The organism is Pseudomonas sp. CAM1A, from assembly GCF_047501685.1.
GTDB lineage: Bacteria > Pseudomonadota > Gammaproteobacteria > Pseudomonadales > Pseudomonadaceae > Aquipseudomonas.
Genome location: NZ_JBFNXP010000011.1, coordinates 111077 through 136744, shown reverse-complemented (window position 1 = coordinate 136744; position 25668 = coordinate 111077). Strand labels below are relative to the sequence as shown.

Annotated in this window: 23 protein-coding genes and 2 tRNA genes; 10 read left to right on the top strand and 15 right to left on the bottom strand. The window is 63.0% G+C overall.

Translation table 11 applies throughout. From position 1 onward, the window contains the following. Nucleotides 1-58: 58 nt before the first annotated feature. The 9 genes from panB to ABZO33_RS22460 all read left to right on the top strand — a co-directional run bounded on the left by panB (nucleotide 59) and on the right by ABZO33_RS22460 (nucleotide 11505). The gene (gene panB, locus ABZO33_RS22500; RefSeq protein ID WP_414537832.1) at nucleotides 59-859 is read left to right on the top strand and encodes a 3-methyl-2-oxobutanoate hydroxymethyltransferase; all 801 of its coding nucleotides are present in this window, start codon (nucleotides 59-61) and stop codon (nucleotides 857-859) included. Beyond that, nucleotides 856-1719: a pantoate--beta-alanine ligase gene (gene panC, locus ABZO33_RS22495; protein WP_414537831.1), complete on the top strand. Its 864-nt coding sequence runs from the start codon at nucleotides 856-858 to the stop codon at nucleotides 1717-1719. The genes panB and panC overlap by 4 nt, the downstream gene beginning before the upstream one ends. A 189-nt stretch (nucleotides 1720-1908) precedes the next feature. Next, the gene (gene pgi, locus ABZO33_RS22490) at nucleotides 1909-3573 is read left to right on the top strand and encodes a glucose-6-phosphate isomerase (protein ID WP_414537830.1); all 1665 of its coding nucleotides are present in this window, start codon (nucleotides 1909-1911) and stop codon (nucleotides 3571-3573) included. 156 nt (nucleotides 3574-3729) lie between these two features. After that, nucleotides 3730-5664 (top strand): acetate--CoA ligase, encoded by a 1935-nt coding sequence (acs, locus tag ABZO33_RS22485; RefSeq protein ID WP_414537829.1) that lies wholly within the window; start codon nucleotides 3730-3732, stop codon nucleotides 5662-5664. Nucleotides 5665-5742: 78 nt separating this feature from the next. Then, nucleotides 5743-6045 (top strand): ArsR/SmtB family transcription factor, encoded by a 303-nt coding sequence (locus ABZO33_RS22480; protein WP_023631021.1) that lies wholly within the window; start codon nucleotides 5743-5745, stop codon nucleotides 6043-6045. Between the two features lie 170 nt (nucleotides 6046-6215). Continuing rightward, nucleotides 6216-7199: a zinc-dependent alcohol dehydrogenase family protein gene (locus tag ABZO33_RS22475; protein ID WP_414537828.1), complete on the top strand. Its 984-nt coding sequence runs from the start codon at nucleotides 6216-6218 to the stop codon at nucleotides 7197-7199. A gap of 35 nt (nucleotides 7200-7234) precedes the next feature. After that, nucleotides 7235-7588, top strand: coding sequence for an antibiotic biosynthesis monooxygenase family protein (locus ABZO33_RS22470; RefSeq protein WP_414537827.1), 354 nt, complete (start codon nucleotides 7235-7237; stop codon nucleotides 7586-7588). A gap of 31 nt (nucleotides 7589-7619) precedes the next feature. After that, the gene (locus ABZO33_RS22465) at nucleotides 7620-8489 is read left to right on the top strand and encodes an oxygenase MpaB family protein (RefSeq protein WP_414537826.1); all 870 of its coding nucleotides are present in this window, start codon (nucleotides 7620-7622) and stop codon (nucleotides 8487-8489) included. A 79-nt stretch (nucleotides 8490-8568) separates the two neighbouring features. Then, complete coding sequence (locus ABZO33_RS22460) at nucleotides 8569-11505, top strand: DUF748 domain-containing protein (RefSeq protein ID WP_414537825.1); 2937 nt, start codon at nucleotides 8569-8571, stop codon at nucleotides 11503-11505. A 63-nt stretch (nucleotides 11506-11568) separates the two neighbouring features. On the opposite strand, the gene ABZO33_RS22455 is transcribed toward ABZO33_RS22460, so the two are convergent. After that, nucleotides 11569-11982, bottom strand: coding sequence for a VOC family protein (locus tag ABZO33_RS22455; protein WP_414537824.1), 414 nt, complete (start codon nucleotides 11980-11982; stop codon nucleotides 11569-11571). A gap of 60 nt (nucleotides 11983-12042) precedes the next feature. On the opposite strand from ABZO33_RS22455, the gene ABZO33_RS22450 reads away from it, so the two are divergent. Further along, complete coding sequence (locus ABZO33_RS22450; protein ID WP_414537823.1) at nucleotides 12043-12345, top strand: putative quinol monooxygenase; 303 nt, start codon at nucleotides 12043-12045, stop codon at nucleotides 12343-12345. 94 nt (nucleotides 12346-12439) lie between these two features. Here the strand turns inward: ABZO33_RS22450 and ABZO33_RS22445 are convergent, their stop codons facing one another. From ABZO33_RS22445 to folP, 14 genes are all read right to left on the bottom strand, one after another. Continuing rightward, the gene (locus tag ABZO33_RS22445; protein ID WP_414537822.1) at nucleotides 12440-12790 is read right to left on the bottom strand and encodes a BON domain-containing protein; all 351 of its coding nucleotides are present in this window, start codon (nucleotides 12788-12790) and stop codon (nucleotides 12440-12442) included. Between the two features lie 260 nt (nucleotides 12791-13050). Next, nucleotides 13051-15156: a polyribonucleotide nucleotidyltransferase gene (gene pnp, locus ABZO33_RS22440; RefSeq protein WP_414537821.1), complete on the bottom strand. Its 2106-nt coding sequence runs from the start codon at nucleotides 15154-15156 to the stop codon at nucleotides 13051-13053. Between the two features lie 248 nt (nucleotides 15157-15404). Continuing rightward, nucleotides 15405-15674 carry a 30S ribosomal protein S15 gene (gene rpsO, locus ABZO33_RS22435; protein WP_023629335.1) on the bottom strand — a complete coding sequence of 90 codons (270 nt, stop codon included), beginning with the start codon at nucleotides 15672-15674 and terminating at the stop codon, nucleotides 15405-15407. A 150-nt stretch (nucleotides 15675-15824) separates the two neighbouring features. After that, nucleotides 15825-16742, bottom strand: coding sequence for a tRNA pseudouridine(55) synthase TruB (truB, locus tag ABZO33_RS22430; RefSeq protein ID WP_046854068.1), 918 nt, complete (start codon nucleotides 16740-16742; stop codon nucleotides 15825-15827). 3 nt (nucleotides 16743-16745) lie between these two features. Then, nucleotides 16746-17144: a 30S ribosome-binding factor RbfA gene (gene rbfA, locus ABZO33_RS22425; RefSeq protein ID WP_023629337.1), complete on the bottom strand. Its 399-nt coding sequence runs from the start codon at nucleotides 17142-17144 to the stop codon at nucleotides 16746-16748. 117 nt (nucleotides 17145-17261) lie between these two features. Continuing rightward, nucleotides 17262-19799, bottom strand: a complete 2538-nt coding sequence (gene infB, locus ABZO33_RS22420; protein WP_414537820.1) for a translation initiation factor IF-2 — start codon at nucleotides 19797-19799, stop codon at nucleotides 17262-17264. Nucleotides 19800-19826: 27 nt separating this feature from the next. After that, nucleotides 19827-21308, bottom strand: a complete 1482-nt coding sequence (gene nusA, locus ABZO33_RS22415) for a transcription termination factor NusA (RefSeq protein WP_038706865.1) — start codon at nucleotides 21306-21308, stop codon at nucleotides 19827-19829. A 59-nt stretch (nucleotides 21309-21367) separates the two neighbouring features. Beyond that, a complete protein-coding gene (gene rimP, locus ABZO33_RS22410; RefSeq protein WP_038707604.1) occupies nucleotides 21368-21826 on the bottom strand; it encodes a ribosome maturation factor RimP in 459 nt (152 codons plus the stop codon). A gap of 130 nt (nucleotides 21827-21956) precedes the next feature. Next, nucleotides 21957-22033, bottom strand: a tRNA-Met gene (locus ABZO33_RS22405). 98 nt (nucleotides 22034-22131) lie between these two features. Then, nucleotides 22132-22217, bottom strand: a tRNA-Leu gene (locus ABZO33_RS22400). A 20-nt stretch (nucleotides 22218-22237) separates the two neighbouring features. Further along, on the bottom strand, nucleotides 22238-22630 hold the full coding sequence (gene secG, locus ABZO33_RS22395; RefSeq protein WP_046854066.1) for a preprotein translocase subunit SecG: 393 nt from the start codon (nucleotides 22628-22630) through the stop codon (nucleotides 22238-22240). A 3-nt stretch (nucleotides 22631-22633) separates the two neighbouring features. Beyond that, on the bottom strand, nucleotides 22634-23389 hold the full coding sequence (gene tpiA / locus ABZO33_RS22390; protein ID WP_139673714.1) for a triose-phosphate isomerase: 756 nt from the start codon (nucleotides 23387-23389) through the stop codon (nucleotides 22634-22636). Between the two features lie 66 nt (nucleotides 23390-23455). Further along, complete coding sequence (glmM, locus tag ABZO33_RS22385) at nucleotides 23456-24796, bottom strand: phosphoglucosamine mutase (RefSeq protein WP_414537819.1); 1341 nt, start codon at nucleotides 24794-24796, stop codon at nucleotides 23456-23458. Between the two features lie 16 nt (nucleotides 24797-24812). After that, complete coding sequence (gene folP, locus ABZO33_RS22380) at nucleotides 24813-25664, bottom strand: dihydropteroate synthase (RefSeq protein ID WP_414537818.1); 852 nt, start codon at nucleotides 25662-25664, stop codon at nucleotides 24813-24815. Between the last annotated feature and the right edge of the window lie 4 nt (nucleotides 25665-25668).

Here is a 25668-nt window from a genome sequence, read left to right as displayed (position 1 = left end):
TGAATACACGCGTTGTACGCAGTTGTTGTTCACAGCGCCTGAACGAGGATTCCCCTACATGCCTGAAGTAACCCTGACCACCCTGCATGGCCTGAAGGCCAAGGGTGAAAAAATCACCATGCTGACCTGCTATGACGCGACCTTCGCCAAGGCAGCCAGCCAGGCCGGCGTGGAAGTGCTGCTGGTGGGCGACTCCCTGGGCATGGTCCTGCAGGGCCATGACAGCACCCTGCCCGTCACCAACCGCGACATGGCCTATCACACCGCCTGCGTCAAACGCGGCAACGATGGCGCGTTGATCCTCGCCGACCTGCCGTTCATGGCCCACGCCACCCCCGAGCTGGCTTTCGCCAATGCCGCCGAACTGATGCGCGCCGGCGCCCACATGCTCAAGATCGAAGGCGCCGCCTGGCTCGGCGAGACCATCCGCCTGCTGGCCGAACGCGGCGTGCCGGTGTGCGCGCACATGGGCCTGACCCCGCAGACGGTCAACGTGCTGGGCGGCTACAAGGTCCAGGGGCGCCAGGAAGCCCAGGCGCGGCAGATGCGCGCCGATGCCATCGCCCTGGAGCAGGCCGGCGCGGCCATGCTGCTGCTCGAGTGCGTGCCCAGCGAGCTGGCCGCGGAAATCTCCCAGGCCGTGAGCATTCCGGTGATCGGCATCGGTGCCGGCAGTGCCACCGATGGCCAGGTGCTGGTGCTGCACGACATGCTCGGGCTGTCGCTGAGCGGCCGCGTGCCGAAGTTCGTGAAGAACTTCATGGCCGGCCAGCCGGACATCCAGAGCGCCCTGGCCGCCTATGTCCGCGCGGTCAAGGAAGTCAGCTTCCCCGGCAGCGAACATGGGTTCAGCGCATGAATACCGTCAAGACCGTCCGTGAGCTGCGCGCCGCCGTGGCCCGCGCCCGCGGCGAGGGCAAGCGCATCGCCTTCGTGCCGACCATGGGCAACCTGCACAGCGGCCACGCCGCCCTGGTGACCAAGGCCGCCCAGCGCGCCGACTTCGTGGTCGCCAGCATCTTCGTCAACCCGCTGCAGTTCGGCGCCGGCGAAGACCTGGACAAGTACCCGCGCACCCTCGCCGCCGACCAGGAGAAACTGCTTCAGGCCGGCTGCCACCTGCTGTTTGCCCCTACCGTCGAGGAGATGTACCCCGACGGCATGACCGTGCAGACCCGCGTCAGCGTGCCGCAACTGTCCGAAGGGCTGTGCGGCGCCAGCCGTCCTGGCCACTTCGAGGGCGTTGCGACCGTGGTCAGCAAGCTGTTCAACATGGTCCAGCCGGACCTGGCCGTGTTCGGCGAGAAGGATTTCCAGCAACTGGCGGTGATCCGCGCCATGGTCCGCGACTTGAACATGCCGATCCAGATCATCGGCGAGCCGACTGTGCGCGCCGAGGATGGCTTGGCGCTGTCCTCGCGCAATGGCTACCTGACGCCAGAGCAGCGTGCCGTCGCGCCGGCGCTGTACCGTGTGCTGGGTGGCATGGCCGAGGCCCTGCGCCGAGGCCAGCGCGACTACGCGGCGCTGATCGCCGAGGGCCAGGCGCAACTCGAAGCCGCAGGGTTCCGCAAGGACTACCTGGAGGTGCGCCACGCCGTCAGCCTGCGCCCGGCACAAGTCGATGACCGTGACCTGGTAGTGATCGCCGCGGCTTATCTGGGTAACACCCGGCTGATCGACAATCTCTATCTGCACCTCGAAGAGCAGAGCGCCTGAGCTCGACGCGTGGGAGCGGCTCAACGCCGCCCCACGCGTGCCTTGGGTATCAGGCCGGTGACAATTTTAATCCGCGCCGCCCGCCTCCCCCCATTCCCGCCTTGGCGCCAATGCCTATAATGTCCAGCTTGCAACCGGCAATGACTGCCGCTGTCCAAGCCTGACCATGCAACAAGGAAACCACCCGCAATGGCGTATTACCGTACCCCCCACGATGTGACGGCGCTGCCCGCCTGGCAGGCGCTCCAGCAACACCGCGACGCCATGCAGGGCTTCAGCATGCGCGAAGCCTTCGCCGCCGACGGCAAGCGCTTCGATCAATTCTCCTTGAGCAGCTGCGGCCTGTTTCTCGACTACTCGAAGAACCTGATCACCGAGCAGACCCGAGACCTGCTGGTGAACCTGGCCAAGGAAGTCGACCTGGAAGCGGCCATCAAGTCGATGTTCAGCGGCGAGATCATCAACGCCTCCGAAGGCCGCCCGGTGCTGCACACCGCCCTGCGCCGCCCGGTCGGCGACAAGCTCAGTGTGAACGGCGTCAACGTGATGCCCGAAGTGCACAAGGTGCTCAACCAGATCACCGAACTGGTCGGGCGCATCCACGACGGCCTGTGGCGCGGCTACAGCGAAAAGCCGATCACCGACGTGGTCAACATCGGCATCGGCGGCTCGTTCCTGGGCCCGGAGCTGGTCTCCGAGGCACTGCTGCCCTACGCCCAGCGCGGCGTGCGCTGCCACTACCTGGCGAACATCGACGGCAGCGAGTTCCATGAACTGTCGGCCAACCTGCGCGCCGAGACCACCCTGTTCATCGTGTCGTCGAAGTCGTTCAACACCCTCGAAACCCTGAAGAACGCCATGGCCGCGCGTACCTGGTACCTGGCCCAGGGCGGTTCCGAGGCCGAGCTGTACCGCCACTTCATCGCCGTGTCGAGCAACAGGGCCGCAGCCGTGGCCTTCGGCATCCGCGAAGAGAACATCTTCCCGATGTGGGACTGGGTCGGCGGGCGTTACTCGCTGTGGTCGGCCATCGGCCTGCCGATCGCCCTGGCCATCGGCACCGCCAACTTCAAGGAGCTGCTGTCCGGTGCCTACACCATGGACCAGCACTTCCAGACCGCGCCGTTCGAGAAGAACATGCCGGTGCTGCTGGCCCTGCTCGGCGTGTGGTACGGCAACTTCTGGGGCGCCCGCAGCCACGCGATCCTGCCGTACGACCACTACCTGCGCAACATCACCAAGCACCTGCAGCAGCTGGACATGGAGTCCAACGGCAAGAGCGTGCTGACCGATGGCACGCCGGTGCAGACCGAAACCGGCCCGGTGATCTGGGGCGGCGTCGGCTGCAACGGCCAGCACGCCTACCACCAGTTGCTGCACCAGGGCACCCAGCTGATCCCGGCCGATTTCATCGTCCCGGTGGTGAGCTTCAACCCGGTGGCCGACCATCACCAGTGGCTGTACGCCAACTGCCTGTCGCAGAGCCAGGCACTGATGCTCGGCAAGACCCGCGAGGAAGCCGAGGCCGAACTGCGCGCCAAGGGCCTGAACCAGGACGACATCGCCAAGCTGGCGCCGCACAAGGTGATCCCGGGCAACCGCCCGAGCAACACCCTGGTGGTCGAGCGCATCAGCCCGCGTCGCCTTGGCGCGCTGGTGGCGATGTACGAGCACAAGGTGTTCGTGCAGAGCGTGGTCTGGGGCATCAACGCCTTCGACCAGTGGGGCGTGGAGCTGGGCAAGGAACTCGGCAAGGGCGTGTACCAGCGCCTGGTCGGCGCCCAGGAAGACAGCGCCGAAGATGGCTCGACCCAAGGCCTGATCAACTACTTCCGCGGCCGTCACCGCGGCTGATCGACCTGTAGCCGTCAATCGCGGGGCAACTCGCATCGGTGCGCCGATGCGGCTTGCCCCGCGATGCTTTGCGCACGGGAACACCCCCACCTTCTACACTGTCCATCGAATAGCCGTTGCAGTCCCTCGCCCCTAACAAGAGCAGGACCACCCGCCATGTTCGATATCCGCGACTATCCCGAGGCGCTGGCCGTCAGCCAGGCCGCCACCCTCACCGACGACGACTACCGACGCCTGTACCGCCAGTCGGTGGACGACCCCGACACCTTCTGGGCCGAGCAGGCCAAACGCCTGGACTGGATCAAGCCCTGGTCGAGCGTGCAGCAATGCGACCTGAAGACCGGCACGGCGCGCTGGTTCGACGGCGCCCAGCTGAACGTCAGCCATAACTGCATCGATCGCCACCTGGCCACGCGTGGCGAACAGACCGCCCTGCTGTGGGAGGGCGACGATCCCAAGGACAGCAAGGCCATCAGCTACCGCGAGCTGCACCGCCAGGTGTGCCGGCTGGCCAATGCCCTGAAAGCCCGGGGCGTGAAGAAAGGCGACCGGGTGTGCATCTACATGCCGATGATCCCCGAGGCCGCCTACGCGATGCTCGCCTGCACACGCATCGGCGCCATCCACTCGGTGGTGTTTGGCGGCTTCTCCCCCGATGCCCTGCGCGACCGCATCCTCGACGCCGACTGCCGCACCGTGATCACTGCCGACGAAGGGGTGCGCGGCGGCAAGCGTATACCGCTCAAGCAGAACGTCGACCAGGCGCTGGCAAGCTGCCCAGCCGTCAGCAGCGTGCTCGTGGTCAGGCGCACCGGCGGCGATGTGAGCTGGAGCGAAGGCCGTGACCTCTGGTACCACGAAGCGACGGCAAAGGCCGCTGACGACTGCCCACCCGAACCGATGGGCGCCGAGGACCCGCTGTTCATCCTCTACACCTCCGGCAGCACCGGCAAACCCAAGGGCGTGCTGCACAGCACCGCCGGGTACCTGCTGCAGGCCTCGATGACCTTCAAGGTGGTGTTCGACTACCGCGACGGCGAGGTGTTCTGGTGCACCGCCGACGTCGGCTGGGTCACCGGTCACAGCTATATCGTCTACGGCCCGCTGGCCAACGGCGCGATCTCGCTGATGTTCGAGGGCGTGCCCAACTACCCCGACACCTCGCGCTTCTGGCAGGTGGTGGACAAGCACCAGGTGAACATCTTCTACACCGCGCCCACCGCGCTGCGGGCCCTGATGCGCGAGGGCTCAGCCCCTCTGCAGAGTACCTCGCGCAAGAGCCTGCGGCTGCTCGGCAGCGTCGGCGAGCCGATCAACCCGGAGGCCTGGGAATGGTACTTCGAGGCGGTCGGGCAGAAACGCTGCCCCATCGTCGACACCTGGTGGCAGACCGAGACCGGCGGCGTCATGCTCACGCCCCTTCCCGGCACGCAAAGGCTCAAGCCCGGTTGCGCCACCCAACCAATGTTCGGCGTGCAGCCGGTGTTGCTGGATGAAAAGGGCAAGCTCATCGAGGGGCCAGGCGCCGGCCTGCTGGCGATCAAGGCCAGTTGGCCCGGGCAGATCCGCAGCGTCTACGGCGATCACCAGCGCATGGTCGACACCTACTTCAAGCCCATGCCCGGCTATTACTTCACCGGCGACGGTGCCCGCCGCGATGCCGATGGCGACTACTGGATCACCGGGCGCGTCGACGATGTGATCAATGTGTCCGGCCACCGCATCGGCACCGCCGAGGTGGAGAGCGCGCTGGTACTGCACGACAGCATCGCCGAAGCCGCGGTGGTCGGTTATCCCCATGACCTCAAAGGCCAGGGCGTCTATGCCTTTGTCACCCCCATGAACGGCATAGAACCGGACGACGCGCTCAAGGCCGAACTGCTGGCCCTGGTCAGCAAGGAAATCGGCAGCTTCGCCAAGCCCGAGCTGATCCAGTGGGCGCCCGCCTTGCCCAAGACCCGCTCGGGCAAGATCATGCGGCGTATCCTGCGCAAGATCGCCTGCAACGAGCTGGACAACCTGGGGGATACGTCCACCCTCGCCGACCCGAGCGTGGTCCAGGGCCTGATCGACAAGCGCCTCAACCAGTAGAACCCTCGGGGCGGCCAGCGCCGCCCCGATCATCGTTTACCGCATTGACATATCGGTAAATCCCGATATTATCGCGCCATGGAACTGCTCGACATATTCAAGGCACTCTCGAACCGTACCCGTCTCGAGATCCTCAAAGGCCTGAAAGACCCGGTGAAACACTTTCCTCCCCAGGACGAAGGTGACGTTCATACCGTGGGCGTGTGTGTGAGCAGCATCCAGGAAGGCGTGGGGCTGTCGCAGTCGACGGTGTCCGACTACCTGGCCACCCTGCAGCGTGCAGGCCTGGTCGAGGTCCGCCGTATTGGCCAATGGACCTATTACAAGCGCAATGAAGCAGCCATCAGCGCGCTCGCCGAGCTGATCGGGAGTGAGTTGTAGGTTTTGCTTTTATCCCGATACATCGACTTTTCCCGATATCCCGTTTTACCGAATCCAAGGAGAAATCAACTACGGCATCTGACAGGTGCCAATGAACAGAACAGCAATTTCATTCCACCTAATACATCGATATTTCCCGATATCCCTTTTTATCGAAGCGAGGAAACACCATGAAAGCGTTGATACTGGATTCCTTTGGCGGCCCGGACGCATTCGCCTATCGCGATGTCGCCAAACCGGTGCCGCAGGCCGGACAGGTGCTGGTCCGGGTGCACGCCACCTCCATCAACCCCCTGGATTACCAGGTTCGGCGTGGCGACTACCCAGACCTGGTGCCCCTCCCGGCCATTACCGGGCACGACGTTTCCGGCGTCGTCGAAGCCGTCGGGCCGGGCGTGACTGCGTTCAGGCCGGGCGACGAGGTGTGGTACACACCGCAGATCTTCGACGGGGCGGGCAGCTATGCCGAGTACCACGTCGCCGCCGAAGGCATCATCGGCCTGAAGCCGCCGTCACTGAGCCATCTGGAGGCCGCCAGCCTGAGCCTGGTCGGCGGCACGGCCTGGGAGGCCCTCGTGGTGCGTGCGGCGCTCAGGGTGGGCGAGCGCATTCTGATTCACGGCGGCGCCGGCGGTGTCGGCCACGTGGCGATCCAGCTGGCCAAGGCCATGGGCGCCAAGGTGTTCACCACCGTGCGCGAGGCCAATGCCGAATTCGTGCGGCAAATGGGCGCGGACGTGGTCATCGACTATGAGCAACAGGATTATGTCGATGTCGTCCTGCGGGAAACAGCGGGCCAAGGCGTCGACGTGGTGTTCGATACCATCGGTGGCGATACCCTGGCACGCAGCCCGGACGTCCTGGCGCAACTGGGGCGCGTGGTGTCGATCGTGGACATCGCGCAACCGCAGAACCTCATTCAGGCCTGGGGCAAGAACGCGAGTTACCACTTCGTCTTCACCCGACAGCACCGCGGCAAGCTCGACGAGCTGAGCGCGCTGGTCGAGCGCGGGCAACTGAAGCCACACGTGGGCGCCGTCTACACCCTCGCTGAGGTTCCCCTCGCCCATGCCCGGCTGCAAAGCGCCAACAATGGCCTGCAAGGGAAGATCGCCATTGCGGTCGCGCCCACGGCCGATCCCGCCAGCGCTTGAAGCACCTGCCACCCTTCTCGACTTCAAGGACCGCCATGATCTACGAAATTGCCCTGCTCCCCATTCGCCCGGCCCACATCGACACCTTCACGCACGCATTCGCCGAGGTCGCCCCGTTGCTCAGCCGCGCCAAGGGTCACGTCAGCCATATGCTCGCGCAAGGGATCGAGAGCCCCCATCAATTCAACCTGATCGTGCAATGGCGAACACTCGAGGACCACGCGCCGGGTTTCGAGGCCAGTGAAGACCACCAGGTCTTCATGGCCCACCTGACACCATATTTTTCCGAGGAGCCCACGGTTTATCATGTGCAGGGCGGCGCGTTCGAAACGCACGCGCCCACCAGCCCGGGCAGTGCCCGACTGGACGACAATCGCCCAACCCCATAGACGGCCGCCATGGCGGCCAGCACAGGTCGCCATGGAAGCCTTGCGTCGCCGCATCGAAACCCAAGTCATGAGCCTCACCGGGCTGGCCCTCGGCCAGCTCGACCTGGAGTCGCCCAAAGGCGATCCCGGCCTGTTCGGCCCACAGAGCATCAGTTGGCAGGTGCATGGTGATTTTCCCAGCATGCTCGTGGGTGGGATCAGCGCGCTGATGCTGCAACTGCTGCATCCTCTGGCTCTGGCCGGGGTGTGGGACCATTCGAACTTTCGCCAGGACCTGCTCGGCCGCCTGCGCCGCACCAGCCAGTTCATCTCCGGGACCACCTTCGGTTCGACCCGTGACGCCGAGTGGCTGATCGACAAGGTCCGCACCATCCACCTCAAGGTGATCGGCACCGCGGCCGATGGCCGCCCCTACGCCGCCAGCGACCCCGACCTGCTGACCTGGGTGCATGTGGCCGAAGTCAGCAGCTTCCTCGCCGCCCACCTGCGCTACCGCAATCCTGATCTGCCACGTAGCGCGCAGGACGCCTACTACAACGAGATCGCCCTGATCGCCGAGCGCCTGGGCGCGCGCGACGTGCCCCGCTCCTGTGCCGAGGTGGATGCCTACCTGCAGCGCATGCGCCCGCAATTGCAGTGCGATGCGCGTAGCCTCGAGGTGATCGATATCCTGCTCAAGGCCCCGGCCCCCAGCCGCCTGGCCGAACCGGTAGGCAAGCTGATGCTCAAGGCCGGCATCGACCTGCTGCCAGACTGGGCCAGCACAATGCTCGGCCTGCACCAGGGCGCGGTCGAGCGACGCATGATCCGCCTGGGCCTGAGCAATACCGCGCCGGTGCTGCGTTGGGCCATGCGCAATGGCTCGGCGCAGCGCGCCAGGCGGCGCATGGGCGTCGAATGAGGTATTTTGGTCGCCTCATCGGAACCGATTTAACGTGCCATACTCCAAGCACTCCAGCCTGATACAGACGAAGCGACACATGCCCAAAGGATTGACCCGCGCCCTCGGCGCACTCGTGGCCCTCGTGGCCCTGTACAGCCTGCTCGGCTTTTTCATTCTCCCCGGCATCGCCCTGCGCATCGCCAACCAGCAACTGGCGCAGTACGCCACGGTGCCGGCGCACCTGCAGCGCATCGAGCTCAACCCGTTCAGCCTTGAGCTGACCCTGTGGGGCCTGCAGATCGGCGAGCCCGGCAAGGAGCAGGTCGGCTTCGAGCGCCTCTACGCCAACCTGTCCCTCGACAGCCTGTGGACCAAGGCCCTGCGCCTCGACGCGGTGGAGCTGGACAAGCCGCGTACCGAGCTGCTGTTCGCCAAGGACGGCAGCCTCAACCTGGCCCAGCTGTTCAAGCTCCCGCCCAGCGAGCCCAAGGCCGAGGAACCGCCAAGCGACCCGTTCCCGCTGCGCATCGCCAGCATCAAGCTCAGCGAGGGCTACCTGCACTTCCAGGACCTGCGCCCGAGCGAACCGATCGAGTTTCTCTACGACTCGATGAACCTGGAGCTGAAGAACCTCAGCACCCTCCCCGACGACAACGCCGACATGACTCTGGTGGCCAACGGCCCGGCGGGTGGGCGTATCGACTGGAGCGGCACCCTGAGCCTGGCGCCGATCGCCTCCGAGGGCACCCTCAAAGTCACCGACGGCAAGATGAAGCTGTTCTGGCCTTATGTGCGCGACGCCGTGCCGCTGGTGCTGGAAGACGGCATGGTCAGCCTCGACACCCACTACAAGCTCAACCTTTCCAAGGAAACCGAGCTGCTGCTCGACAACACCTCGGTGCGGATCGCGCCCTTCGCCATCAAGGCCCCGGACGGTCGCCCACTGGCGCGCCTGGCCAGCCTTGAGGTGAGCGAGACCTCCATCGACCTGGCCAAGCAGCTGGTCACCGTCGGCAAGATCCGCAGCGACAAGCTGGAAACCTGGGCGGCACTGGAGAAGGACGGCCAGCTCGACTGGCAGAAGCTGTTCGCCAGCCAGCCGGCCAAGGCCACGCCAAAGGAAAAGGCCGAGCCCGCCGCCGCCGAACCGACCCCGGAACAACAGGCCGCCAAAGAGCCGAGCAAACCCTGGCAGGTCCTGCTCAAGGACGTGCAGGCGCGCAACTACATGGTCCACCTGGCCGATCGTAGCCAGAAAGAGCCCGTGGCCCTGGATGTCGGCCCGCTCAACCTCGACCTGCAGAACTTCGACAGCCTCAACCAGTCGCCCTTCACCCTCAAGCTCGACACCGGCGTGGGCAAGCAGGGCAAGCTGCAGGCCGCGGGCCAGGTCAACCTGGCGCCGGTCACGGCGAAACTCGACGTTGCCACCCGAGATATCGACCTGCGGGTGGCCCAGGCTTACATCAGCCCGTTCATCCGCCTGGAACTGCGCAGCGGCATGCTCTCCAGCGACCTCAAGGTCGACCTCAAGAGCACCGAGCCCTTGGCCTTCAGCATCAGCGGCAAGGCCCAGGCCAACCAGTTGCACACCCTGGACACCATCAAGAACCGCGACTTCGTCAAATGGCAGCAGGTCAACGTCGATGGCCTGTCGTACGTGCACGGCGATGCCCTGTCGATCGACAAGGTCACCCTGCTGCAACCCTACGCACGCTTCATCATCAACGAAGACCGCACCACCAACGTCGACGACCTGCTGATCCCGCAACCCGCCGACAAGCCTGCCACGGCCCCGAGCAAGCCCGCCGCTGCCGGCAGCGGCAAGGAGCTGGGTATCCACATCGGCCAGATCAGCATCAACGACGGCTCGGCCAACTTCGCCGACCTGACCCTGACGCCTAACTTCGCCACCGCCGTACAGCAGCTCAACGGCCAGATCGGCACCATCGACAACCGCAAGCCGCTACCGGCCAAGGTCGATATCAAAGGCAAGGTGGACCGTTACGCGCCTGTGACCATCAAGGGCGCGCTCAACCCGTTCAACCCGTTGGCCAGCCTCGACATCGCCACCAGCTTCAAGCGTGTCGAGCTGACCACCCTGACGCCCTACTCCGGCAAGTTCGCCGGTATGCGCATCCGCAAGGGCCGGTTGAACCTCGACCTGCATTACCTGATCACCAACGGCCAGCTCAAGGCCGAGAACAAGGTGGTGATCGAGCAACTGCAGCTGGGCGAGAAGGTCGACAGCCCGGACGCCGTCGACCTGCCGATCCGCCTGGCGGTGGCCCTGCTCAAGGACACCGAGGGCAAGATCTCCATCGAGCTGCCGGTGTCGGGCGACCTCAACAACCCCCAGTTCAGCGTGATGCCGATCGTCTGGCAGACCTTGCGCAACCTGGTGCTGCGCGCAGCGCAGGCGCCGTTCAAGCTGCTCGGCGGGCTGGTCTCGGGGGGTGGCGCGGAAGATCTCGGCAACGTGTCTTTCGCCGCTGGCTCGAGCGACCTGACGCCCGAGGTGCAGTCGTCTCTCGACAAGCTCGCCTCGGCCCTCAAGGCACGCCCCGAGCTGCGCCTGGAAATCGAAGGCACGGCGGCCCAGAGCAGTGACGGCCCGCTGATCGCCCAGCAGCGCCTGGAGCGTGAGTACCAGGCCACCTGGTACAAGATCCTCCAGCGTCGGGGCGACAAGGTACCGGCCAATGCTTCGTTGCTGGTAGTGGACGACAGCGACAAGCCGGCGATGCTCGAGGGCATCTACCGCACCCGCCTGAAACAGCAGCCTCCGGCTGACTGGAAGGACCTGGGCCGTGACGAGCGCAGTGCCAAGCTGCGCGAGGCGGTCATCAAGTCTTGGGCGGAAAGCGCCGTGTTGCTGCGCAACCTGGGCCAGGAGCGGGCCAGCAGCATCAAGGACTACCTGGTGGACAAGGGCCAGCTGGAAGATGACCGGGTGTACTTCATCGACACCAACCTCGGCCAGGCTGAAAGCGATGGCCGCGTGGTGACGCCGATGCACCTGGATGCCGAGTAAACCCTCTCGACCGAGTCGCCCTCATCGCCGGCAAGCCGGCGATGAGGGCGGCAATCAATACCATCAGACCAGCCGTTGCCCCGATACCGCCGGGTGATACAGCGGCTGCACCTTGTTCCCCGCCGGATCCAGCAAATGGAAGCTGCGCGCGCCATCGCCGTGATTGAACGGGCGATCCAGCAGCGTCACGCCATGGGCCATGAAGTACTGGTACCAGGCTTCCAGTTCCTCCACGCTGTCGACGATGAAGCCATAGTGATCCAGGGTCTGCAGGCCGTTGGCCGCGCCTGCGCCGCGCCCGAGCGACAGGTTGTCGTTGCCGCAGGTGAGGTAGACCAGGTCTTCGTTGGCACGGTTGAGCACCTGCATGCCCAGCACATCCACGTAGAAGCGCTCGCACTCCTCCAGGTTGGGGACCAGCAGGGCGATGTGCCGCAGGCCATTGAGACGGCCTGGGCGGGCAGGTAGATCGGACATGAGCGCGGCTCCTTTTTTGTATACAATTCACAATAGAATTTAAAACAAAAGGAACGTCATGTGTACTGCCTATTTATCAAGACCCGCGTGAAACCCGGTACCGCCGATGCCTTCCTGGCAGCCATCAACGCCAACGCCGCGGCATCGGTCGCCACCGAGCCGGGTTGCCTGGTATTCGATGTCTCGCAGGACCGGGAGAATGCCGATGTCATCTACCTGTACGAGATCTACCGGGACGATGAGGCGTACGAGGCGCATACCCGGACCGCGCATTTTCGCGACAGCCGCCCCCTGGTGGAGCCGCTGATTGAAGAGCAGGTGTGCTTCGAGAGCGATGTGATTACCCGAAACCCGGTGAGCTGAAGCCACCTTCCTGTAGCCAATAGAAAAGCCCCGGCGATGGCCGGGGCTTTTGCTTGAAGGGGTGGCCAAATCCTTTTGGCCGACGGGACAATCCTTATTCGGCTTTCAGGCCATCAGCCGAGACGGCCTGTACGCCTTTGATCTTCTTGGCGATGGCAACCGCCATGTCTTTCTGTGCATCGGTAATGGCCACGTCCGAAGACAGGGACACTACGCCTTTGTTGGTTTCGACCTTGATGTCACTGCCTGGCACGCCTTTCTCGGTCATCAGGTCAGCCTTCACCTTGGTGGTGATCCAGGTGTCGGAAGTGGCTTCCTTGGCTTTGGTCACCTCACCGGCCGCAAGCGTCATCGGGGCCTGGGTGGGCTGGGCAGCGAAAGCCGCGTTAGCCATGGTCAGGGTCAGAGCGGTAGCAGTAGCGGCAGCAATGGCGAACTTCTTCATGTGGGTCACTCCTGTTTTTTCGAAAGGTCTGCGCCTTGGTTCCTGGCGTAAGGTAGTAAGGTAGTTGCAGGGGCTGTGCCAGGTTTTGCACGCCAAATAAAACCTTTGAAATCAATAAGTTAAGAAAAGCAATCAGAAGCCCGTACCGTGCATTTTGCAATCCCGGGGAAAAAGCCACGTGCAAGATGCATGCTCTCCACTATTTTGCGGCAGGCATAAAAAAAGGACCCCGAAGGGTCCTCCTTTCAGCCTCGAAAGGCTTAGACGCCCGATGCCTTGGCAGCGGCAACGTCCTTGATCGACAGCTTGATACGGCCGCGGTTGTCCACGTCCAGTACCAGTACTTCGACTTCCTGGCCTTCCTTCAGCACGTCGGTGACCTTCTCGACGCGAGCATCGCTCAGCATGGAGATGTGCACCAGGCCGTCCTTGCCCGGCAGGATGTTGACGAAGGCACCGAAGTCGACGATACGCTCGACCTTGCCGACGTAGATCTTGCCGATCTCGGCTTCGGCGGTGATGCCCAGGATGCGCTGCTTGGCAGCGTCCGCGGCTTCCTTGGTTTCGCCGAAGATCTTGATCGAGCCGTCGTCTTCGATGTCGATCGAAGCCTTGGTCTCTTCGCAGATGGCGCGGATGGTAGCGCCGCCTTTGCCGATGACGTCACGGATCTTGTCGGTGTCGATCTTCATCGCGATCATGGTCGGTGCGTTGGCCGACAGCTCGGTGCGCGACTCGCCGATGATCTGGTTCATCTGGCCGAGGATGTTCAGGCGCGCTTCCAGGGCCTGGCCCAGGGCGATTTCCATGATCTCTTCGGTGATGCCGTTGATCTTGATGTCCATCTGCAGCGCGGTGACGCCTTTGGCGGTACCGGCTACCTTGAAGTCCATGTCGCCGAGGTGGTCTTCGTCACCCAGGATGTCGGTCAGTACGGCGAACTTCTCGCCTTCCTTGACCAGGCCCATGGCGATACCGGCAACCGGCGCCTTCATCGGCACGCCGGCGTCCATCAGCGCCAGGGAGGCACCGCAGACCGAAGCCATGGAGCTGGAGCCGTTGGACTCGGTGATTTCCGATACCACGCGGATGGTGTACGGGAACACGTCGGCGGCCGGCAGCATGGCCTGTACCGAACGACGGGCCAGACGGCCGTGGCCGATTTCACGACGGCCAGCACCGCCCATGCGACCACACTCACCTACCGAGAACGGCGGGAAGTTGTAGTGCAGCATGAAGGGGTCTTTCTTCTCGCCTTCGAGGGTGTCCAGCAGCTGGGCGTCACGGGCGGTACCCAGGGTCGCGACGACCAGGGCCTGGGTTTCGCCACGGGTGAACAGGGCCGAACCGTGGGTCTTCGGCAGAACGCCGACTTCGATGTTCAGCGGGCGCACGGTCTTGGTGTCGCGACCGTCGATACGTGGCTTGCCGTTGACGATGTTTTCGCGAACGGTGCGGTATTCGATCTCGCCGAAGATTTCTTTCACTTCGCCAGCCGATGGCTGGCCTTCTTCACCGGAGAACTTGGCGATCGCCTGATCGCGCAGCTCGCCCAGGCGCGCATAGCGGTCGGCCTTGACGGTGATGGTGTAGCCCTGCGACACCGCTTCGCCGAACTCGGCGCGGATGGCGTTGAACAGCTCGGTGTTGGCAACGGCAGGTTTCCAGTCCCAGGTAGGCTTGGCGGCTTCGGCAGCCAGCTCTTTGACAGCCTTGATCACGGCCTGGAATTCGTCGTGGGCGAACAGCACTGCGCCCAGCATCTGGTCTTCGGTCAGCTCTTTGGCTTCCGATTCAACCATCAGGACGGCCGACTCGGTACCGGCAACGACCATGTCCAGGCTCGAAGCGGCCTGCTGCTCGTAGGTCGGGTTCAGCAGGTAGCCGGTGCTTTCGTGGAAGGCAACGCGGGCGGCGCCGATCGGGCCTTCGAACGGAATGCCCGAGATGGCCAGGGCAGCCGAGGTACCGATCATCGCGGCGATGTCCGGATCGGTCTTCTTGCTGGTGGAAACCACGGTGCAGACAACCTGCACTTCGTTCATGAAACCTTCAGGGAACAGCGGGCGGATCGGGCGGTCGATCAGGCGCGAAGTCAGGGTTTCTTTTTCGGATGGGCGGCCTTCACGCTTGAAGAAACCACCTGGGATCTTGCCAGCGGCGTAGGTCTTTTCCTGGTAATGCACGGAGAGCGGGAAGAAGCCCTTGCTCGGGTCGGCATGCTTGGCACCGACCACGGTCACCAGCACGGTGACATCGTTGTCGACGGTGACCAGCACGGCGCCGGTGGCCTGACGGGCAATGCGGCCCGTTTCGAGGGTAACGGTCGATTGACCGAACTGGAATTGCTTGATTACCGGGTTCACGGTTTCCTACCTTTTTCAGTGGCTCTTGGGGGAACTGGTTCTTGCGAATTCTTGGGCAGAACGGGGAATCGGCCCCATTGACCGTCCAGATACAACACGAGGCTGGGAGCCTGGCGCCGGGCGGATAAACCGCTCGGCACACCAGGCTGCCAACCTCGCAGATCGCGCGGCGTGTCCAACGGCGACGCTGACAGGCAGCGTAGCCGAAGAATGCGACACACCATGCAACACCACTGGCCAGGCCGCTATTAGCGACGCAGGCCCAGGCGACCGATCAGGGCGCTGTAACGAGTGGTGTCTTTGCCCTTCAGGTAATCCAGCAGCTTACGACGCTGGTTGACCATACGGATCAGACCACGACGGGAGTGGTGGTCTTTTTCGTTGGCCTTGAAGTGGCCTTGCAGCTTGTTGATGTTGAAGGTCAGCAGGGCAACCTGTACTTCCGGGCTACCGGTGTCGCCGGCGGCTTGCTGATAGTCTGCAACGATCTGAGCTTTTTCTTCGACGCTGAGGGCCATTTGGCTTCTCCTGATAAACGGATCCCGCAAGCGGGGTCCAATAGGCCAGGGACTGGATCCCTGTATTAATAAAAAGAGTAATGACCGTGCCTACTGACAGCCATCCTCGAATCCGCAGGGCAAAGCGTTGACCTCACCCTGTGGTATCGGTCATTCCGACCGAATCAGTCGACGCGGCGCAATGCGCCCGTCTTCGCTCACCTCACCGATACCGATGAAGCGGGCATTGTGATCCTGTACGCGGACCATGCCGAATTGTGGCGCGTCCGGCGCACGTACTGCCTGGCCATGTAGCCAATAGAACGCGCTGTGCTCGGACAATACCACCAATGGCCAGTCCTGCAAGCCGCTGTCCGAGGGCATCAGGAAGCGATCGAGCGCTTCGTTGCCACCTTCGGCGTGAGCCTGTTCCAGCTCTTCGAGCGTGACGGTCTGGGCCAGCTCGAAGGGGCCGGCCTGGGTGCGGCGCAGCTCGGCGACGTAGGCACCACAGCCCAACGCCTCGCCCATATCCTCCACCAGGGTGCGGATATAGGTGCCCTTGCTGCAGCCAACCGACAGGCGTGCCCGGGTGCCTTCGCACTCCAGCAGGTCCAACCGGCCAATAGTAACAGAACGCGCCTCGCGCTCCACTACCTCTCCTGCGCGCGCCAGTTTGTACAGCGGCTGGCCGTCGCGCTTGAGGGCCGAGTACATCGGCGGCACCTGCTGGATTTCACCGCGAAAACGCGGGATGACCGCCTCGATGTCGGCGCGACCAACGGTCACGTCGCGGGTCTTCAGCACTTCGCCTTCGGCGTCCCCGGTGGTGGTGGTCTGGCCCATCTGCATCACCGTCTCGTAGCCCTTGTCGGAGTCGAGCAGGTACTGCGAGAACTTGGTGGCCTCGCCGAAGCACAGCGGCAGCACGCCGGTGGCCAGCGGATCGAGGCTGCCGGTGTGGCCGGCCTTCTCGGCGTTGAGCAGCCAGCGGACCTTCTGCAGGGCAGCGTTGGAGGTGAACCCCAGCGGCTTGTCGAGCAGGATGATGCCGCTGACGTTGCGGCGGATACGTTTGACCTGGGCCACCACTTACTCCTTGGTGTCCGGCGCGTCGGCATCCTGGTGCTGGCGGTCTTCGGCCACCGCACGTTCGATCAGCGCCGACAGATGCACACCGCGGCTGACGCTTTCATCGAAGTGGAAGTGCAGCTGCGGCACGCTGCGCAGCTGCATCGAGCGGCCCAGGTGCAGACGCAGGAAGCTGGCGGCGCTGTTCAAGGCCTTGAGCGACTGCTTGACCGCGTCCGGGGTTTCTTCGCCCATGACGGTGATGAACACCTTGGCATGGCCCAGGTCACGGCTGACGTCGACGGCGGTGATGGTCACCAGGCCGACACGCGGGTCTTTGACTTCACGGCGGATCAGCTCGGCAAGCTCACGCTGCATCTGATCACCGATACGTTGGGTACGGCTGTATTCTTTTGCCATTCTTGCTACCTGTATCTTAAAGCGGCAAACGCCCGGTCAAGCTCGAAGCCTGACCGGGCGCTACCTTCAGAGGTTCAGGCAACCGCCCTGGGGCGGGGCCTGCACCACGCTCGGCCCTTACAGGGTACGAGCCACCTGGACTTTCTCGAACACTTCGATCTTGTCGCCGACCTTGACGTCGTTGTAGCTCTTGACGCCAATACCGCACTCCATGCCGTTGCGTACTTCGGACGCATCGTCCTTGAAGCGACGCAGCGATTCCAGCTCGCCTTCGAAGATCACCACGTCGTCGCGCAGAACGCGGATCGGACGGTTGCGGTACACGGTACCCTCGATGACCATACAGCCAGCGACGGCGCCGAACTTCGGCGAACGGAACACGTCACGGACTTCGGCGACACCCAGGATGTTCTCGCGAACATCGCTGCCGAGCATGCCGGTCAGGGCTTTCTTGACGTCTTCGATGATGTCGTAGATCACGTTGTAGTAACGCATATCCAGACCTTCCTGCTCGACGATCTTGCGCGCGCCGGCATCGGCACGCACGTTGAAGCCGAACAGTACAGCGTTGGACGCCAGCGCCAGGTTGGCGTCGCTTTCGGTGATACCACCGACGCCGCCACCGATGACGCGAACCTGAACTTCGTCGTTGCCCAGGCCGCCGAGGGAACCTTGCAGCGCCTCGAGGGAGCCGCGCACGTCGGTCTTGAGGACGATGTTGAGGGTCTTCTTCTCTTCCTGACCCATGGTCTCGAAGATGTTTTCCAGCTTGCCGGCGTGAGCACGGGCCAGCTTGACCTCACGGAACTTGCCTTGACGGAACAGCGCAACTTCACGCGCTTTCTTCTCGTCGGCAACCACCGACATCTCTTCGCCGGCGTCGGGCGTACCGTCCAGGCCGAGGATCTCGACCGGGATCGACGGGCCGGCTTCCTTCACAGGCTTGCCGTTCTCGTCGAGCATGGCACGCACGCGGCCATAGTTGGAGCCGACCAGGACCATGTCGCCCTGACGCAGGGTACCGTCCTGAACCAGGATGGTCGCCACCGGGCCACGGCCCTTGTCCAGACGCGACTCGACCACCACGCCACGACCTGGAGCGGTCGGAGTGGCCTTGAGTTCGAGAATCTCGGCCTGCAGCAGGACAGCTTCGAGCAACTCGTCGACGCCGGTACCCATCTTCGCCGAAACCTTGACGAACGGGGTATCACCACCCCACTCCTCGGAGGTCACGCCTTCGACGGACAGCTCGTTGCGAATGCGATCGAGGTCTGCGCCTGGCTTGTCGATCTTGTTCACTGCAACGACCAGCGGTACGCCAGCTGCCTTGGCATGCTGCACGGCTTCGCGGGTCTGTGGCATCACGCCGTCGTCCGCCGCCACTACCAGGATGACGATGTCGGTCGCCTTGGCACCACGGGCGCGCATTTGCGTGAACGCAGCGTGGCCAGGGGTGTCGAGGAAGGTAACCATGCCACGGTCGGTTTCGACGTGGTAGGCACCGATGTGCTGGGTGATACCACCGGCCTCGCCAGCAGCAACCTTGGCACGACGGATGTAGTCGAGCAGCGAGGTCTTGCCGTGGTCGACGTGGCCCATGACGGTCACGACCGGCGCACGCGAAGTGGTCTCGCCTTCGAACTTCAGCGATTCGGCCAGGGAGTCTTCCAGGGCGGTGTCGCTGATCAGGGTGACCTTGTGGCCCAGCTCTTCTGCTACCAGCTGAGCGGTTTCCTGGTCGAGCACCTGGTTGATGGTGACCGGAGTACCCATCTTGAACATGAACTTGACCACTTCAGCGCCCTTGACGGACATCTGGTTGGCCAGATCGGAGACAGTGATGGTCTCGCCGATCGCCACGTCACGGATAACCGGGCCAGTCGGGCTCTGGAAGCCATGCGCATTGCGCTTCTTGCCTTTACCCTTGCCACCGCGGCGACGGAAACCATCGCTTTCTTCATCGGTGGTACGCGGTGCGGCGCGCGGAGTCGGAGCCTTTTCCTTCTCCTTGACCTTGACCTTGACCGACATGCGCGGCGCTTCGCCACGGCCGGCGGTAGCTTGGCCACCACCGCGACGATCGTCATCACGGGTGCGGCTTTCGTTACGACGGGTCTCGTCCTTCTTGCGCTCGGCAGCACGCGCAGCGGCGTCTTCGGACACCGGTGCGTTGGCCACTACCGGGGCAACGGCAGGTGCCGGCTCGGCCTTGGGCGCTGGCGCGGCGGCCGGAGCCTCGGCGGCCTGACGGCGTGCCTGCTCCTCGTTGCGCTGGCGAACTTCGGCGTCAACCTTCTCGCGCGCGGCGTTTTCCGCGGCGCGACGCTCTTCCTGCTCGCGTTTCTGCTCAGCCTGGATCTCTTCCGGGCTGCGCTGCACGAAAACTTTCTTCTTGCGTACTTCTACGCTGATGCTCTTGCTACCGGCGACACGCAGAGTGCTGGTGGTCTTGCGCTGCAAGGTAATCTTGCGCGGCTCTTCCGCCTTGCTCTTGTGGCTGCTCTTCAAATGAGTCAGCAGGGTCTGCTTCTCATTGTCGGTCACTACCTGACCGGCGTCGGTGTGCGGCAGACCTGCCTCACGCATCTGCTGCAGCAGGCGCTCTACCGGTGCCTCGACCTCTTGGGCCAGTTCTTTCACCGTGACTTGCGTCATGCACTTCTCTCCTCAGGCCGCGCCTAATTACTCGAACCAGTGGGCTCGGGCGGCCATGATCAACTTGCCGGCACGCTCTTCGTCGATGCCGTCGATGTCGAGCAGGTCGTCGATCGACTGCTCGGCCAGGTCTTCGCGGTTAACCACGCCGCGCACCGCCAGTTCCGCCGCCAGGTCCTTGTCCATGCCCTCGAGGGAGAGCAGGTCTTCGGCCGGATGGGCGTCTGCCAGTTTTTCTTCGGTAGCGATGGCCTTGGTCAACAAACGGTCCTTGGCTCGAGCGCGGAGCTCATTGACGATTTCCTCGTCAAAGCCATCGATGTTGAGCATTTCTTCCAACGGTACGTAGGCAATTTCTTCGAGGCTGGTAAAGCCTTCGTCGACCAGCACTTGTGCCAGCTCCTCGTCGACTTCCAGTTCCTCGACAAAATTACGCAGGATGTCGCCGGTTTCAGCTTGCTGCTTGGCCTGGATGTCCTTCTCAGTCATCACGTTCAGGGTCCAGGCGGTCAGCTGGCTGGCCAGGCGGACGTTCTGGCCACCACGGCCAATCGCCTGGGCCAGGTTGTCCTCGGCAACGGCGATATCCATCGCATGGGCGTCCTCGTCAACGATGATCGCGGCAACCTCTGCCGGCGACATGGCGTTGATGACGAACTGCGCCGGGTTCTCGTCCCAGAGGACGATATCCACACGCTCGCCACCCAGCTCGCCGGATACGGCCTGGACGCGCGAACCACGCATGCCGATACAGGCACCCTGCGGGTCGATGCGCTTGTCCTTGGAGCGGACGGCGATCTTGGCACGCGAACCCGGATCACGGGAGGCGGCCATGACTTCGATGAGGCCTTCGGCGATTTCCGGCACTTCGATGCGGAACAGCTCGATCAGCATCTGCGGCGCAGTGCGCGACAGGATCAGCTGTGGGCCGCGGTTCTCGGTGCGGATTTCCTTGAGCAGCGCACGCAGACGCACGCCGACACGGAAGGTCTCACGGGGAATGATGTCTTCGCGCGCCAACAGCGCCTCGGCATTGTTGCCCAGGTCGACGATGACGTTGTCGCGGGTGACCTTCTTGACGGTACCGGAGATGATCTCGCCAACGCGTTCGCGGTAGGCGTCCACCACCTGGGCGCGCTCGGCCTCGCGGACCTTCTGCACGATGACCTGCTTGGCGGTCTGGGCGGCGATGCGACCGAACTCGATCGACTCGATCTTCTCTTCGATCACGTCACCGATCTTGGCATCCGGGTGCGTGTCCTGGATCTTTTCCAGCCAGGTCTCGATCGCCGGATCGTCCAGGTCGTTTTCGTCGACCACGGTCCAGCGGCGGAAGGTCTCGTAGCTACCGGTGTGGCGGTTGATTTCCACACGCAGGTCGACTTCGTCCTCAAAACGTTTTTTGGTTGCAGTGGCCAGAGCCACTTCCAGCGCTTCGAAAATGACGCCTGGCGGTACACCTTTCTCGTTGGATACCGATTCAACAACCAGCAGTACTTCTTTGCTCATCGTACGCCTCGCCTTGCGCAAGCCATTGGCCCCGGAACATCCGCCGGGCCCGGCACGTCTCAGTCAAAACTGGGAATAATATTGGCCTTGTCGATCGAGTCGATCGGCAACAGGAACTCGTGCTGGTCCACCTGCACCACCACATCCTGTTCCTCCACACCGCGGAGAAGGCCCTGGAAGTTACGACGGCCCTCGAAGGGCGTACGCAGCTTGATCTTCACCTGCTCGCCGGCATGCGCTGCAAACTGTTCTAAGGTGAACAGCGGGCGGTCCATGCCTGGAGAGGACACCTCAAGGGTATATTCAGAGCTGATCGGATCTTCCACATCGAGGATGGCGCTGGCCTGACGGCTGACGGCTTCGCAGTCTTCCACCAGGATGCCGCCTTCCTTGTCGATATAGATACGCAGTACCGAATGCTTGCCTTGGGAGACGTATTCGATCCCCCAGCATTGGTAGCCCAGGCCCTCGACAACCGGGGCCAACAAGGCCTGCAACTGTTCTAGCTTGCTCGACACCTGAACCCCCTCGTGCATGCTGTGCAAATAAAAAATGGGCGAAGCGCCCATCCCTGAAAGCGCCGTTGGACAACGACGCCTAAAACTGTTCGGCTAGCAAAAAGCCCCTGAAAAGGGGCTCTGCTGAAGCTGGTTGCGGGGGCTGGATTTGAACCAACGACCTTCGGGTTATGAGCCCGACGAGCTACCAAGCTGCTCCACCCCGCGACAAAGCTGGGGCGAAAGTATAAGACTGAACCCTTTGCTGGGTCAATCCGACCTCCACCTACAAGAAAGCCCGCTAAAGCGGGCTCTCATGCTTCAATTGGTACCGAGAAGGGGACTCGAACCCCTACACCCTATGGGCACAACCACCTCAAGGTTGCGTGTCTACCAATTCCACCACCTCGGCAATACTACATTTGAAACCCGTTACTGCTGCTCTTTGGCTGGAGGAGGTACATCACCAGAGTTGGTGGTTTCGCTCTTCTGCTGCTGGAGCACCGGTACATCATCATTGACTGCCGGCTTTTGCTCTTTGACTTCCAGCACTGCTGGATCTGGCAGACCAGCTTGAGTCAGCTGGTGTGCTTGCTGCTTGGCGAAGTATCCTAACCCAAGTGCAGTCAAAAAGAAAGTGGCGGCAAGTATAGCAGTAACTTTACTCAAAAAGGTAGCGGAACCTTGGCTTCCGAACACAGTATTTGAAGCACCTGCGCCGAAAGATGCACCTGCTTCCGCACCTTTACCCTGCTGCAACAACACCATGACTACCAGTGACAGTGCTGCCAACAGATGAAAAACAACTACGACTGTTTCCAGCATTTTTCAGTTTCCTGCGGCGCGACAAATTGCACCGAATTCGTCTGCATTCAGGGACGCTCCACCAATGAGCCCCCCATCGATATCCGGCATGCCGAACAGTTCGGCCGCATTAGCCGCCTTCACGCTGCCGCCGTAGAGAAGCTGCACCTTGCGGGCAACTTCGGCGTCCTTTTCCGCCAACTGCTTGCGGATGGCTGCATGCACATCCTGGGCTTGCTGGGGCGAGGCCGTCAAACCTGTACCAATGGCCCACACAGGCTCATAGGCAATTACTGCATTGGCAAAAGCGGCGATACCGAACGCGTCGATCACACTGCTTAGTTGACGCCCTACAACTTCGAGCGTCTTGCCTGCTTCACGCTCGGCGAGAGTTTCCCCTACACAGAGCACTGGCGTCAAACCACTTTTCTGTGCGGCTGCAAACTTTTGATTCAGCACTTCGTCACTTTCACCGATAATCTGGCGACGTTCCGAATGGCCGATCAACACCAACTTGCAACCGACTTCTGACAACTGACTCGGTGCAACTTCACCGGTCAGCGCACCCTGTTCGGGCTGTACCGCAGAATTCTGTGCTCCAACGATGATCCCCTTGCCTTTCAGCCCATCAACAACTTCATTGATGAACAGGGCCGGTGGAAACACCGCGACTTCGATACCGTCGGGAATGAGCATTTTGCCCAACCCCTGAGTCAGCTCAGCGACGCTGGCGCGGGTACCGTGCATCTTCCAGTTACCAGCTACCATGGGGCGACGCATGCTTTACCTCGTCGGTCAAAGTGGGCGCAGATCTTACCCAACCCGATCTGCGCTGGCAAGCCTCTTTCAGGCACAAACTTCTTCAACGAGCTTGGCGAGGGCTTCGGCATGGCCGCGCACCTGGGTTTCGTCGTCACCCTCGACCATCACCCGCACCAATGGCTCGGTACCCGACTTGCGCAACAGCACACGGCCGCGTCCCGCCATGGCCTCGGTCGCCTTGGCGCTGGCCTCTTGGACCAACGGGTTTTCCAGGGGATCGCTCTTGCCCGCGGCGAAACGCACGTTGATCAGCACCTGCGGGCATTTGCGCACCGCCTGGCGGGCCTGGGCGAGGTTCTCGCCACGGCGTTTGAGCGCCATCAGCACCTGCAATGCGGCGATGATCGCATCGCCCGTGGTGGTGTGGCTGGCGCAGACGACATGCCCGGAATTCTCGCCACCCAGCAGCCATTCGCGCTCGAGCAGCTCGGCCATCACGTAGCGGTCACCCACCTTGGCGCGCACGAACGGAATATCAAGCTCCTTGAACGCCAGCTCCAGGCCAAGGTTGCTCATCAACGTACCGACCACGCCGCCTTGCAGCTTGCCGCGCTCCTGCAGATCGCGGCCGATGATGAACAGCAGCTCGTCGCCGTCGACGATGGTGCCGGTATGGTCGACCATCAGTACACGGTCACCGTCGCCGTCGAAGGCGATGCCGATGTCCGCATGCCCGACCAGCACCGCGGCCTGCAGCGACTCGATATGGGTCGAACCACAGCCCTCGTTGATGTTCAGGCCGTCTGGCGCCGCATGCAGCACCGTGACTTCGGCACCGAGCTCACGGAACACGCTCGGCGCCACCTTGTAGGTGGCACCATGCGCGCAGTCCACGACGATCTTGAGGCCATCGAAACTGGTGCTGCTGGGCACGCTGCTCTTGCAGAACTCGATATAGCGCCCCGCCGCGTCGTTGATACGCGAAACCTTGCCCAGCTTGCTGGACTCGACGACGGTCATCGGCTGGTCGAGCAGTTCCTCGATCATCAGCTCGACTTCGTCCGGCAGCTTGGTACCGGCGCCGGAGAAGAACTTGATGCCGTTGTCATCATGCGGATTATGCGAGGCGCTGATGACGATACCGGCTTCGGCATGGAAGGTACGGGTCAGGTAGGCGATGGCAGGCGTCGGCATCGGCCCGAGCAGCATCACGTCGGCGCCGGCCGCGGACAGGCCGGCCTCCAGCGCGGACTCGAACATGTAGCCCGAGATACGCGTGTCCTTACCGACCAGCACACGGCAGTTGCCCTGCTTGCGGAAGGCCATGCCCGCCGCCCAGCCGAGTTTCAGCATGAAGTCCGGGGTGATGGGGAACTGGCCAACGCGACCACGGATACCATCGGTACCAAAGTATTTTCTGCTCATAGTGACTCCAATGTTCTTATTCGGCGCTCTGCACGGCTGCGATCATGCGCACCACGTCGACGGTTTCCGCCACGTCATGCACCCGCAGGATGCTCGCCCCCTTGGTCATGGCCAATGCCGCCAGCGCCAGGCTACCGTACAGGCGCTCACCGACGGGGCGGCCTAGCGCGAGGCCGATCATGCTCTTGCGCGAGACGCCTACCAGGAGCGGCCTGCCGAGGCGATAGAGCGCTTCCATGTGTTTGAAAAGACTGAGGTTGTGCTCGAGGGTCTTGGCGAAGCCGAATCCCGGGTCGAGGATGATGCGCTCAGCCCCGATGCCAGCCGCCGCGCAGGCAGCCATACGCTGTTCAAGATAGCGCGTAACATCGGCTGTCACATCTTCATATTGCGGATTGTCCTGCATGTTGCCCGGCTCGCCGCGCATGTGCATGAGACACACCGGCAAACCGGTATCCGCCGCCGCATCTAGCGCACCGTCGCGTTCAAGGGCGCGCACGTCGTTGATCAAGCCAGCGCCGAGGCGCGCGGATTCGCGCATGACCGCAGGTGTCGAGGTATCGACCGAGATGACTACGTCGAGCCGGCTGCTGATCGCCTCGACAATCGGCGCCACGCGCTCCAGCTCCTCGGTAGGCGATACGGCGCGGGCACCGGGACGGGTGGACTCGCCCCCCACGTCGATCAGGGTCGCTCCGGCCGCCACCATCTCCTCGGCATGGCGCAGGGCCGCATCGCGCTGGCTGAAGCGCCCACCATCGGAGAACGAATCTGGAGTGACATTGAGGATACCCATGACATGGGTACGGGACAAATCAAGAACCCGGTTGCCGCAAGGCAACCGGGTGGGGTACAGCTGTGAGGTCATAGAA